We start from the raw sequence: 12,810 nt of genomic DNA, 5'->3' as shown, positions 1-12,810 counted from the left end.
AATTCTTTATTGACCAACCGGACGATTCCCTGCATAAGCAGGAATAACTACAGCGGCTCCAATGATTCCGACAACCAGTCCTAAAGTTTTGCCTGTGCTTGGTTTCAGAATTCTTTTGATCTGGTTCTTTTCTATAGAAATTTCTTTTCCTTCGATACTTCCGGATAAGGAGAGATCATCCTGGTTTAAATATTTAAAAGCCCTTATTTTATTTCCGTCCCCGGTTTCTATAATATAATTTTTATCGGCTTTTAAAACTGAATAGTCAAAATTGTTGTTGCGGCTCACTTTTGTAGAAACACAAGAAGTAAATAATGTTCCGGAAATCAGTATTGCAATTAAAGCTCTTTTCATTTAGTTATAATAAATCTGCTGCGAAAATAATGAAAACAAGAAAAGATAAACAATCTTTGAATATGAATTAAATCGTAATTTTTTAATCAAACTTTATAAAAAAATCCGAAAAATAAATTTCGGATTTAATATTATTGATAACGTTTATGTTCTTTCTGTTTGACAAAAACCCGTGTAATGGGTTTGAAGAATGCTTTGTACTTTTCAGAATCAAACAACTGAGAGTCGGTCAAAGCTTTGTAAGTCATCCAAACTCCAAAAGGGAATAAGATGATATTCGGAAGCCATGCTGCAAGATAAGGACTCATTTTTCCCGACCATGCAACGTTTTCAAAACCAACGTTAATGACATAAAAAACAATGAAAATCACAATCGCAATAATTACAGGAACTCCCATTCCTCCTTTTCTGATAATTGATCCCAAACTCGCCCCGATCATAAAGAAAATAATACAGGTAAAAGAATAAGTAAGAATTCTCTGCTGATAAATAACTACTTTACTGAAATATTTTATACTCGGATCCAGCTCTTTATTTTTGGAATCTAAATTTGCCTTTAAATTATCAAGCCTTGAATAAGCATTACTAAGAATCTGAAGCTTTTTATCTCCTTTTATAGAATCTAATTTGTACTGTGATTTTACCGGAGCTTTGGTTTTATTTTTATCCATGTACGTAACGACAGCATTGGTTTGGCTAATGAGATCATTACTGATATTGTCTACAGTTTTGGTGTTGTCTTTCTTTGCCTTATCAATGGTTTTAAAGAGCTGTGTAAAAGTTTCAAAACGATAATCATCGGTAATCTGTTCTTTTTCGATAGCTTTATCAATAAGCTCACTAATGTCGAAATGGGTAATTAGCGTATCGAATTTTGTTGTCTGATCGGGTTGTTTTGCTCTGACAAGATCTGATTTTCCGGCATGGCTGTCTTCGATGACATATCCATTGTATAAAATCAGCTGCATGAATTTCGGGTTTTTTGCATTGGCAAATTTTCCTTTCTCAGCAACAATGGTTTGTTGATTTTCGAAATTACTCGCTTTTTTATGAATAAAAATACCTTCAAGATCTCTTCCTTCTTCTCCTTTAATTTTATCAAATTTCACCATGAAACCGGGGATCTGATCAATAAATTGTCCCGGCGTAAAATTCAGTGCAGGTTTAGTCTGTGCAATATTAAAAAGCATATTCTTTGCTTTTCTCTGAAAATCCGGAATAATATTATTCGAAAAGAAATAGAGTAGGATAGCCAGAACAGTGGTTACACCTAAAAGCGGCATCATCACACGCGTTAAAGAAATTCCGGCAGCTTTCATTGCAGCAAGTTCGTAACGTTCTCCCAGTTCACCAAAAGACATGATACTCGCCAGGAGAATCGTTAAAGGCAAAACCATACTTACTACACTTACCCCGAGATAAAAAAGGAGCTTCATGATCTGTAACGTCGTTAAACCTTTACCCATAAACTGACCCAGCTGAATCCAGATAATGTTTACAATAAATATAAAAAACAGAACACTGAATATAAATAAAAACGGACCAAAAAAGGTCTTGATGATATATCGGTCTAATATTTTAAACATTCGCCAAAATTAATGAAAAAGCCACAAAGTTTTCTTTGTGACTTTAAATTTTAATATTTATTTAGAATTATAATTCTGTAACCAGATAATTCTTGTATTTATTCTTGTCATAGACAAACATATTCGGATCTAATTGCTGATTTTCTTTATATTCTTTAATAGAAATTACAGAAATGTCTTTGTTGTTTCCGAACTGTTCCAGTTTCAGCATCTGCTTTTTCGATGAATCTACATAAAGATAAATATACTTCAATCCGTTTGCTTTTACAGGAGTCAGTTTAATTAAATCTGCACTTACTCCATCTACTGTTTTTTTACCGCTGTAAGAAACGTTATAATCATTTCTGTATGAAGTAAGATAGTTGATCGGAGAAAACATAGCTGTGTTTGCATTAGGTTTTGCCACTGTTACTTCCATGTCTTCGGTATTGATGTTGTAGATTTTGTTTCCGTCAAAAATCTGCTCGGTTTCCATGATCTTCAACTTATACTTGTCTCCGGCAGAATAATAGATTCCCGGTTCAGTTTTAGAAACAGCTCCGTTCGTTCCGCTTCCGAATGCAAATTTAAAATATGAGTTTTTCTTAGAATTGTAGTTTGCTGTAATATCATCTAAAATTTTCTTTGCTTTAGCATCAATTTTCTGAGCCTCTACAAAACTCATACTTCCCACTACAAATACCCCCAAAACTACTTTTGAAATTATTTTTTTCATTTTATTTTTCTAATTTTTCTATTCTTTAGACCTTCATATCATCTGAAAGTTAAAATCGCAGCTTTTTTTTAATTTTAATTTTAATTTCGCAGATCTTCCAAAAACTATTCCAAATGATCGATGTGAAAAACCTTATCTATTTATTCTGCTCAATTCTATACCTGTATTTATCGAAATTATCAGGCAAAATATTTGTAACAGTTGCTTTGTTTGATGTGATAGTAGGTTCTAATCTGATTACTTTTGTATTTTCATTAACATTAATCTGATGAGTACTTCTCATATTCACCATGTCGATATGGAGAATTTTAAACTCGTGATCACCTTTATTAAGATCGACAATCAGGTATTCTCGAGCTTTTATTTGTCCTAGTGATTTACCGTCAACCCAAACATTTAATCTTGCAGTATTGTCAGCAGAATGCAATATTCCAGCTCCGTTATAAACCAAAACTGTTCCGTTTCCCAAACTTTCTGTGTTTACAACATCCAATTTCACCGTATTATAGTCACTTGGAATTGACTTCAAAGCACAAGATGACATCATTAAAGCGAAAGAACCTAAAAAAAATCCCTTGATAAATTTTACAATTTTCATCTTTTATTATTGTTTTAAATTGGTTATTAATTTTTCAAATCTTCTAAAAACTGTTCCAAAGAATGCAGATCACTGATAAGAACTTCTCTTGCTTTGGCTCCATTAAATCCACCAACGATACCGCTTGCTTCAAGCTGATCCATAATTCTTCCGGCTCTGTTGTAACCCAATTTCAATTGTCTCTGAAGCATAGAAGTAGAGCCTTGTTGTGTTGAAACAATAATTCTTGCTGCCTCTTCAAACAAAGCATCTTTTTCATTGGGATCAAACGCTCCGACTGTGCTTGTAGCTTCTTCAGAAACAAATTCAGGAAGTAAGAACGCAGAAGCATACCCTTTTTGTTCACCGATAAACTCAGCCAGCTTTTCAACTTCGGGAGTATCAACAAAAGCACACTGTAATCTTAAAATTTCATTTCCGTTAAAGTAAAGCATATCTCCTTTACCAATCAACTGATCTGCACCCGTAGAATCTAAAATCGTTCTGGAATCCACACTTGAAATCACTCTGAACGCAGCTCTTGCAGGGAAATTTGCTTTAATCATACCGGTAATTACATTTACGGAAGGTCTTTGTGTGGCAACAATTAAATGAATTCCAACTGCTCTTGCCAACTGCGCCAATCTGGCAATCGGAAGTTCAACTTCTTTTCCTGCGGTCATAATTAAATCTGCAAATTCGTCAACGACCAAAACGATGTATGGTAAGTAACGGTGTCCGTTTTCAGGATTTAGTTTTCTTTCTGCGAATTTTTTATTGTATTCTTTAAGGTTTTTACAGAACGCATTTTTAAGCAAATCATAACGCTGATCCATTTCAACGCAAAGAGAATTCAAGGTGTTGATTACTTTATTGGTATCCGTAATAATGGCATCATCAGAATCCGGAAGTTTTGCTAAATAATGTCTTTCAATTTTTGAATACAATGAAAGTTCCACTTTTTTAGGATCCACCATGACGAATTTCAGTTCGCTTGGATGTTTTTTGTAAAGCAGGGAAGTAAGGATTGCATTAATTCCGACAGATTTTCCCTGTCCTGTTGCTCCGGCCATCAAAAGGTGAGGCATTTTAGACAAATCTGCCATAAATACTTCGTTGGAAATTGTTTTACCGAAAACCACAGGCAAATCCATATCGGTATTCTGGAATTTCTGAGAAGCAATAACCGATCTCATAGAAACCATCGTAGGATTTTTTCTCGGAACTTCAATACCAATTGTTCCTTTTCCAGGCATTGGTGCAATAATTCTGATTCCTAAAGCAGAAAGATTCAACGCAATATCATCCTGTAATTTTTTAATGGACGCTACTCTGATTCCTGCTTCGGGAACAATTTCGTACAAAGTAACTGTTGGTCCGATCGTCGCCTTAATTTCAGCAATTCCAACGTTGAAGTTCTTTAAAAGACCAACAATTTTATTTTTATTTTCCTCTAATTCTTCTTTATTAATTGAAATTTCTTCATTTCCATAATCTTTCAGCAAATCCAAAGTAGGCATTTGGAATTTTGCCAAATCTAAGCGATGGTCATACAAGCCATGCTTATCAACCAATTCCTGAGATTGTTTCTCTGAATCATCAACAATATCAATTACGGGAGCAACTTCTACTTTAAATTTAATATCTTCAGTTGCAGGTGCAGAAAAATTAGAATGAACTTCAAAAGCATCTTCCGGTTTTACAGCGGGAATTACTGGTTTTGTATCAAGATTTAAATTAACTGTTTGCGGAATTTCTACTTTTTCGTCTTCAAAAGAAGTCTGATTCGGAGTTACGATGGTTTCAACTTCTGCTTCCTTTTTAGTTTCCTTGAACGGAGATTCTCTTTTTGGAGCTTGAATTTCCACGGTCTCAGATAAATCTGTTACTGTAATATTAGAAGGATTTTCGTTGATCTCATCTTCCAATTCCTGGTCTGCATCAAAATTCTGCTCAGAGTTTGGCATCATCGATTTTACTTTTCCGATCGTATTTTCGTTGATGGTATCAAGCTTCGCTTTGATTGAACTCGGGCGAAGATTAAATTCCAGAATAAAATAAAGCGCAATACTCACAATTAAAACAACCCAAAGACCAACACTTCCAATAATTGCAGCCAGAGAATCCATAATCTGGTAACCGTAAACTCCGCTTAAAACACCTTGTCCTTTCGTAATCGCTCCGAATAAAATCGGCAACCAACAGATAAAGAATAAAGAATGCCCGAAAGTCATCCATGGTTTAAAGATTTTTTTCTTTAAAATCATTGTTCCGAAAACCACAAAAAGAAAAGCAATGATGAAAGAAGCGACACCAATGCTTTCGAAAATAAAAATATTTCCGAGCCAATCGCCAAGCTTTCCGAAGATGTTGGATGATTTTATCGTCTTATCAAGCATTGTTCCGGCCTGGCTCTGATCTGCTTTCCAATTCATTAAATAAGAAATAAAAGACAGCGTAAGCACTCCGGCAAAAACAATGAATGTCAATCCGAAAAAAATACGTGGTTTTGATAAGATTTTGCCTATTTCAGGCGTCTGTGTTTGATTTTTCTGTGATTTCTTTTCCATAATGTCAGTCTGCGCAAATTTAATGTTTTTTTTAGATTTTAAATATTTTTTAGAGGAAAACACGTTTGTTTTTTGATGTGATATTTTATGAATGAAATTATGCTTAAATTTTATGTTTTATTTAATAAAAACAAGCTTATTAAGAACGCTTCAAAATAAGCCAAATCCCTTTTTAAATGACAAAAAACAGCTTTTTTTAACCTCCTTTCGGTTTATCATCCTTATTTTTGCATGTCAAGTAAAAAAATCATGAAGAAGATCCAAGATATTCTTATTTCAACCAGAACAATGGCTGTTCTATTGCTGGTTTACGCATTTTCCATGGCTTATGCGACGTTCCTTGAAAACGATTACGGAACACCGACCGCAAAAGCCTTAATCTATGAAGCAAAATGGTTTGAACTCATTATGCTTCTCCTAATCATCAACTTTATCGGAAATATCGGAAGATACCGTCTTTGGAAAAGAGAAAAATGGCCGGTTTTGGTTTTCCACCTTGCCTTTGTTTTTATTTTCATTGGGGGCGCAATTACAAGATACATCAGCTTTGAAGGGCAAATGAGCATCCGAGAAGGTGAAACTTCAAACGAAATTGTAACTGATAAGCAATTCTTTAAAATTCAGATTGAAGACAAAGGAGATGTTTTAAATTATCAGGATGTTCCTTATCTGATGTCGCCTTTGCACAAAGATTTCAAAGCGACTTACGATTTCCATGGAAAACCTGTCAAAGTAAAAACTATGGATTATGTTCAAAGAAAAAAAGACAGTCTGGTTGCTGATGCAAATGGGCAAGAATATCTTCATTTGGTATCAACCGCGGAAACGGGAAGACAGAATATTTACATCAAATCCGGAGAAACAAAATCGATCAACGGAACTTTGGTAACTTTCAACAGAGCGATTGATGGAGCCGTAGAATTCAAAAAAGAAAACGGACAAATGTTCATTAAAACTCCTGTTGATGCAACTTACATGACAATGGCCACTCAGGCAACAGGAAATACGACGAAAGACCAATATCAACCTTTGGTTTTAAGAAGTTTATACAGCATTAATGAATTAAAATTGGTTGTTCCTGAACCTCTGAGAAAAGGAAAATTAATGGCTTTCGAAGGAGACAAAAAGAAAGACCAGAATGTTCCCGATGCAATGACGATCGAAATTGAAGGTCCTAAAACAAAGCAAATCGTAGAACTTTCTGTAGAAAGAGGAAATCCTAATGCTTACAAACAAGTAACAATGGATGGTTTAAATATTATGGTAGGTTTTGGTCCTAAAATTTACACAACGCCTTTCGCAATTAAACTTGATGATTTCGTGATGGAAACATATCCGGGAAGTTCATCTCCGAGTGCTTATGAAAGTCATATTAAAATTATTGACGAAGGAAAACAGACTCCATATAAAATCTATATGAACAATGTTCTTAATTATAAAGGATACCGCTTCTTCCAGGCAAGTTATACACCAGACAGAATGGGAACTTTATTGTCTGTAAATCATGATTTTTGGGGAACTTTGATTTCATATATCGGTTATGCACTTTTATTTGGAGGGATGTTTGTAATATTTTTCTGGAAAGGAACTCACTTCTGGAAGCTTAACAAAATGCTGAAAGACATCAATCAGAAAAGAGCAGCAACAGTTGTTTTACTATTTTTAAGTTTAACATTAACTGCTCAGAAAATTGAAACGCACGGAACAAGTGACGGAAGCAGGGAACATGTACATGTAGAAGGAGATGGTCATACTCATGAAGCTGCTCCTCAAACTGTTCAGCCACAAGGAAATCAACAGAATTCTTTAGCAGCTCCGCTTTCAAAAATGAGAATGATTTCGCCTGACGAAATTATTGCCAGAAACAAGATCACCAAAGAGCATGCAGATAAATTCGGCTACCTTTTGGTACAGAATTATGAAGGTAGAATCGTTCCGATCAACACGCAGGCTTTAGATGTTTTAAGAAAACTTTACAAAAAAGATAAATTTAAAGGAACCGACGGAAAATATTTAACAGCTGAACAATGGTTTTTGTCGATTAACACAGACACGCCAAGCTGGACAATGGTTCCGTTGATTAAAGTTGATGCAAAAGGCGGAAAAGAACTTTTGAGAATAACAAAAGCTGATGAAGACGGTTACACATCTTTAATGAATCTTTTCCCTTCTGATGCCAACGGAAATCTTACTTATATTTTAGATGCAGAATACAATACGGCATTCCGTAAAAAACCGGCAGAGCAATCTGAATACGACAAACAAGTTATTAAACTAAACGAAAGAGTTCAGATCTTCAACGAATTCTTCAGCGGACAGTTTATGAGAATTGTTCCTGTGAAAAATGACCCGAATCATACTTGGCATTCTTGGCTTGACCAGAAAATGGAACCCGATATGGAATCTCAGAAAGTGATGGGACCTTATTTCGCAGAAGCACTTCAGGCACAAAAAACTGGAGACTGGAGCAAAGCGGATGCTGAGTTGAAAAAATTATCAGATTATCAACAAAAATGGGGGAAAGCAGTTGTTCCTTCAGAATCAAAAGTTAATCTGGAAGTATTCATGAATAAAGCAGATATCAATTTTAAATTATTGATTTTCTATACTTTGGTGGGTGGATTGTTATTGATTTTAGGTTTTGTGGAATTGTTTAAACCTAATAAAACTCTTAATAAAATCATCAAAGCAATTATTTATATCGGAATTGTTGGCTATATCTGCCATTTCTTAGGATTGATTGCAAGATGGTACATTTCCGGTCATGCTCCTTGGAGTAATGGTTATGAAGCTATTATCTTTATTTCATGGGTCGGAATTTCGGCAGGTTTAATGTTCTATTTCGGATTCGGAAAGCCAAATTTCAACAAAAAAACATCTGATTCTATAGTAAAACTTATCAAAAAAGGAAACACTTCAAACGCATTAATTCCTGCTGCAGGATTTATGGTTGCAGTCATTATGATGGGGTTTGCTCATGGAGGTTCAGCGCTTGATCCACAGATTACGCCATTAGTTCCTGTTCTGAAATCGTATTGGCTAATTGTTCACGTTGCTATTATTGTATCGAGTTACGGCTTCTTTGCACTATCAATGATTATTGCAGTGATTTCATTGGTATTCTATATTATTACGGATAAAAATAAATTCAAATTACATAACGATTCTACCTTAAAAGAATTGGCAATTGTATCTGAAATGTCTTTAACTATCGGACTTTTTGCTTTAACGGTAGGGAATTTCTTAGGCGGAATCTGGGCAAACGAATCTTGGGGAAGATACTGGAGCTGGGATCCGAAAGAAACCTGGGCATTTATCTCAATCATGGTCTATGCATTTGTTTTACACATGAGATTAGTTCCGGGCTTAAGAAGCAGATGGGCATTTCACGTAGCAACAATGTTTGCTTTCTGCTCAATGGTAATGACCTATTTTGGGGTAAATTATTATCTGAGCGGACTTCACTCTTATGCAGCGGGAGATCCGGTTCCGGTTCCGGCTTGGGTGTACATCGGTCTCGCAACCATGTTTACCTTATCAGTAATATCTTACTTTAAATTTGTTGCTTTAAAAAAGAAATAAATTTTTAACTGAAAATAAATACAGAATCCCGAAAGTAATTTTCGGGATTTTTTTGTGCTTAAGAATATTAAATAATTTTAAAAAAAAATCATTCATCATTCAAAACTTATCTATATCTTTATGATATCAAAATAATATCACTTTAAAAATTACAATCATGGAAAAAGTTTTAAAACCAATGTCAGGTTATTTGGCATTAATTCTCTCATTAATCTTACTAGGAGTTTCAGCGTATCTTTTTGTAACAGGGATTAATGATGGAGAAAATGTTGACGTAACTTATATTATCATCTCAATTGTTGCATTCTTTCTAATGTGTTTTTTATTGAAAGGTTTAATGATTATTCAGCCAAACCATTCAAGAGTACTCAACTTTTTCGGAAGATATGTAGGAACAGTAAAAGACAACGGACTGTTTTTTATTAATCCTCTCTATTCATCTCAAAAAATGTCTTTACGTTCTGAAAACTTGCAGGGACAGACTTTGAAAGTGAATGACAAAATGGGTAATCCAATCGAAATTGCTGTTGTAATGGTTTGGAAAGTTGGTGATACTTACAAAGCAGCTTTTGATGTTGAAAGATATTCAGATTTTGTAAAAATGCAAAGTGAAGCGGCAGTTCGTCATTTGGCAATGAGTTTTCCTTACGATAATTTAGAAGACGACCATGCTCCGATTACATTGAGAGAAGGCGGTGATAAAATCAATTCTATTTTGGAACAGGAATTAACTGACAGATTATCAAAAGCGGGAATTATCATTCAGGAAGCGAGAATTTCGCACTTAGCCTATGCTTCAGAAATTGCCGGAGCGATGCTTCAGAGACAGCAGGCAACAGCTATTGTAGCGGCAAGAACAAAAATCGTGGAAGGTGCAGTGGGAATGGTAGATTTAGCTTTAAAGAAACTTTCAGAAGAAAATATTGTTGAATTGGATGACGAAAGAAAAGCAGCAATGGTAAGCAATTTAATGGTTGTTCTTTGCGGTGAAAAAGCGGCACAACCTATTTTAAATGCAGGAACTTTGTATAATTAAGGTTGAGATTAAGGCTAAGATTGAGAAAAAAAGAATTTACTGTATTTATAAAAATTAATTTTATTGAAATTACAGCGTTCTTTGCTGAGTGAAACGCCTTCGCGAACTTAAAAAGCAGACAGATTATAAAAAAATCTTTGCGTACTTTGCGTTAAAACAAAAAAGCTAGCAATTAGAAAAACAAGAAAATGAAATCAGAGAAAGCTCAGAACTCTCCCGAAAACAAAAGCAAAAAATCTTTCGTGATAAGGATAGATGAGACTACCTATAAACTTCTCGAAAAATGGGCAAATGATGAGTTCAGAAGCGTGAACGGACAGATAGAATATCTTCTTAATCAGAGCCTAATCAATTCGGGGAGAAAGAAAAAAGAATAAGATTTAGTTTATACAAAAATAAAAAGCAGAGAATAATTTCTTTGCTTTTTTTATTCAGCAGCTCCTGTAAAATAACCGCTGATTACAGTCCAGAAATTTTTACCTAAAAAATAAATTAGGGTAGAAGTAATGATACCTTTTACCGTAAAAAACACAATTCCCCAGATCCCGAATTTCTTCAGCATCTTTTTCCATCTTGTGCTTTTTTCTGTATTCTGATCGTTGATAACTTCCTTATTTTCCATCTCCGAATTAATATATGTTGCTCTACAAAGATAAGCATGTTTATAATGATTCCAAATAATAAATAGGTTAAAAAAAATTAAAATTTCCCAGTTTCATAATATTTTCTATCTTAGGCAAAACGAAAAGTTACATTTTTATGTCAAAAAAAATCAAAGATTTCGGAATTGAAAAATCATTAAAAAATTTAGGAATCAAAGATGAAAATAAAGGAACTTCTACAGGAGGGAAATTTTTTGCATCAGGAAAATCTATAGAAAGCTATTCTCCGGCAGACGGAAGATTAATAGGGAAAGTAAAATTATCAAACGAGAAAGATTACGACAAAGTAATAGAATCTGCTCAGCAGGCATTTTTAGAATTCAGAACAATGCCTGCGCCAAAAAGAGGTGAAATTGTACGTCAGTTAGGACAAAAATTAAGAGAATATAAAGACGACTTAGGTAAACTCGTTTCTTACGAAATGGGTAAATCTTTACAGGAAGGTTTGGGTGAAGTTCAGGAAATGATCGACATCTGTGATTTTGCTGTTGGTTTATCACGACAGCTTCACGGATACACCATGCATTCCGAAAGACCGGGACACAGAATGTACGAGCAATATCATCCGCTTGGAATTGTGAGCATCATTACCGCGTTCAACTTTCCGGTAGCAGTTTGGGCTTGGAACACCGCTTTAGCATGGATTTGTGGAAACGTAACGATCTGGAAACCGTCTGAAAAAACACCACTTTGCGCGATTGCCTGCCAAAATATTATGAATGAAGTTTTAAAGGAAAACAATCTTCCAGAAGGAATTTCAAGTGTAATGGTTGCAGATCACACGATTGGGCAAAAATTAGTAGATGACAAACGTATTTCCTTGGTTTCATTCACAGGTTCTACAAGAGTAGGAAGAATGGTTTCTTCTAAAGTGGCTGAAAGATTCGGTAAATCAATCTTAGAATTGGGTGGAAATAATGCCATCATCATTTCCAAAGATGCAGATCTGGATATGTCTATTATCGGAGCTGTTTTCGGAGCTGTAGGAACTGCAGGGCAAAGATGTACTTCCACAAGAAGACTGATTATTCATGAATCTGTTTATGATGAAGTCAAAAACCGTTTGGCAAAAGCCTACGGACAATTAAAAATCGGAAATCCGTTAGATGAAAATATGCATGTTGGACCGCTTATCGATGTTGATGCTGTAAATCAATACGAACTGGCGATTGAAAAATGTAAAAAAGAAGGTGGTAAATTTATCGTTGAAGGCGGCGTTTTAGAAGGGAAAGATTACGAATCCGGTTGCTACGTAAAACCATGTATCGCTGAAGTTGAAAACTCTTACGAAATCGTACAGCACGAAACTTTTGCACCTATTTTATATTTAATTAAATACAAAACTTTAGAAGAAGCCATTGCAATTCAGAATGATGTTCCGCAAGGTTTATCTTCAGCAATTATGACTCAGAATCTGAGAGAAGCAGAATTATTCCTTTCTCATGCAGGTTCAGATTGCGGTATTGCAAACGTTAATATCGGAACTTCAGGTGCTGAAATTGGTGGTGCTTTTGGTGGTGAAAAAGAAACGGGAGGCGGTAGAGAATCCGGTTCTGATGTCTGGAAATACTACATGAGAAGACAAACCAATACCATCAATTACACGGCGAGTCTTCCATTGGCTCAGGGAATTAAATTTGATTTATAAATCATCGCACTTTGTCAAAGTTTAAATCTTTGACAAAGTTTTATGAAAAATTCCGCATCAAAAATAACTCAACACAAACT

General features: G+C 34.8%; 10 protein-coding genes. 4 read left to right on the top strand and 6 right to left on the bottom strand.

Going from position 1 to position 12,810, the window contains the following annotated elements:
- Positions 1-6: 6 nt before the first annotated feature.
- The 5 genes from BM371_RS04690 to BM371_RS04670 form a co-directional block, all read right to left on the bottom strand.
- Positions 7-354: a hypothetical protein gene (locus tag BM371_RS04690; protein ID WP_034676371.1), complete on the bottom strand. Its 348-nt coding sequence runs from the start codon at positions 352-354 to the stop codon at positions 7-9.
- 131 nt (positions 355-485) lie between these two features.
- Complete coding sequence (locus BM371_RS04685) at positions 486-1,940, bottom strand: LptF/LptG family permease (protein WP_034676368.1); 1,455 nt, start codon at positions 1,938-1,940, stop codon at positions 486-488.
- Between the two features lie 67 nt (positions 1,941-2,007).
- Entirely contained in the window at positions 2,008-2,655 is a 648-nt protein-coding gene (locus tag BM371_RS04680) for an outer membrane lipoprotein periplasmic chaperone LolA1 (protein ID WP_034676366.1), read from the bottom strand.
- 136 nt (positions 2,656-2,791) lie between these two features.
- Complete coding sequence (locus BM371_RS04675) at positions 2,792-3,253, bottom strand: hypothetical protein (RefSeq protein WP_034676364.1); 462 nt, start codon at positions 3,251-3,253, stop codon at positions 2,792-2,794.
- A gap of 26 nt (positions 3,254-3,279) precedes the next feature.
- The gene (locus tag BM371_RS04670) at positions 3,280-5,802 is read right to left on the bottom strand and encodes a DNA translocase FtsK (protein ID WP_034676361.1); all 2,523 of its coding nucleotides are present in this window, start codon (positions 5,800-5,802) and stop codon (positions 3,280-3,282) included.
- A gap of 249 nt (positions 5,803-6,051) precedes the next feature.
- On the opposite strand from BM371_RS04670, the gene ccsA reads away from it, so the two are divergent.
- From ccsA to BM371_RS04655, 3 genes are all read left to right on the top strand, one after another.
- Positions 6,052-9,384, top strand: a complete 3,333-nt coding sequence (gene ccsA / locus BM371_RS04665) for a cytochrome c biogenesis protein CcsA (RefSeq protein ID WP_034676359.1) — start codon at positions 6,052-6,054, stop codon at positions 9,382-9,384.
- Positions 9,385-9,541: 157 nt separating this feature from the next.
- Positions 9,542-10,420, top strand: coding sequence for an SPFH domain-containing protein (locus BM371_RS04660; protein ID WP_034676356.1), 879 nt, complete (start codon positions 9,542-9,544; stop codon positions 10,418-10,420).
- A gap of 188 nt (positions 10,421-10,608) precedes the next feature.
- Positions 10,609-10,797 (top strand): type II toxin-antitoxin system antitoxin, encoded by a 189-nt coding sequence (locus BM371_RS04655; protein WP_034676354.1) that lies wholly within the window; start codon positions 10,609-10,611, stop codon positions 10,795-10,797.
- A gap of 50 nt (positions 10,798-10,847) precedes the next feature.
- Here BM371_RS04655 and BM371_RS04650 read toward each other — a convergent pair whose 3' ends face one another.
- Entirely contained in the window at positions 10,848-11,042 is a 195-nt protein-coding gene (locus BM371_RS04650; RefSeq protein ID WP_034676352.1) for a hypothetical protein, read from the bottom strand.
- A 137-nt stretch (positions 11,043-11,179) separates the two neighbouring features.
- On the opposite strand from BM371_RS04650, the gene amaB reads away from it, so the two are divergent.
- Entirely contained in the window at positions 11,180-12,730 is a 1,551-nt protein-coding gene (gene amaB / locus BM371_RS04645; protein ID WP_034676349.1) for an L-piperidine-6-carboxylate dehydrogenase, read from the top strand.
- Positions 12,731-12,810: the final 80 nt, after the last annotated feature.

This window comes from Chryseobacterium formosense, assembly GCF_900116415.1.
Lineage (GTDB): Bacteria > Bacteroidota > Bacteroidia > Flavobacteriales > Weeksellaceae > Chryseobacterium > Chryseobacterium formosense.
This window is presented reverse-complemented; position numbering and strand designations above follow the sequence as displayed.

Excerpts from the sequence above, each read along its gene's own strand:
- BM371_RS04680 (WP_034676366.1), bottom strand. The coding sequence starts at position 2,655 with ATGAAAAAAATAATTTCAAAAGTAGTTTTGGGGGTATTTGTAGTGGGA.
- BM371_RS04670 (WP_034676361.1), bottom strand. The coding sequence starts at position 5,802 with ATGGAAAAGAAATCACAGAAAAATCAAACACAGACGCCTGAAATAGGC.
- amaB (WP_034676349.1), top strand. The coding sequence starts at position 11,180 with ATGTCAAAAAAAATCAAAGATTTCGGAATTGAAAAATCATTAAAAAAT.
- BM371_RS04655 (WP_034676354.1), top strand. The coding sequence starts at position 10,609 with ATGAAATCAGAGAAAGCTCAGAACTCTCCCGAAAACAAAAGCAAAAAA.
- BM371_RS04660 (WP_034676356.1), top strand. The coding sequence starts at position 9,542 with ATGGAAAAAGTTTTAAAACCAATGTCAGGTTATTTGGCATTAATTCTC.
- BM371_RS04650 (WP_034676352.1), bottom strand. The coding sequence starts at position 11,042 with ATGGAAAATAAGGAAGTTATCAACGATCAGAATACAGAAAAAAGCACA.
- BM371_RS04690 (WP_034676371.1), bottom strand. The coding sequence starts at position 354 with ATGAAAAGAGCTTTAATTGCAATACTGATTTCCGGAACATTATTTACT.
- BM371_RS04675 (WP_034676364.1), bottom strand. The coding sequence starts at position 3,253 with ATGAAAATTGTAAAATTTATCAAGGGATTTTTTTTAGGTTCTTTCGCT.
- ccsA (WP_034676359.1), top strand. The coding sequence starts at position 6,052 with ATGAAGAAGATCCAAGATATTCTTATTTCAACCAGAACAATGGCTGTT.
- BM371_RS04685 (WP_034676368.1), bottom strand. The coding sequence starts at position 1,940 with ATGTTTAAAATATTAGACCGATATATCATCAAGACCTTTTTTGGTCCG.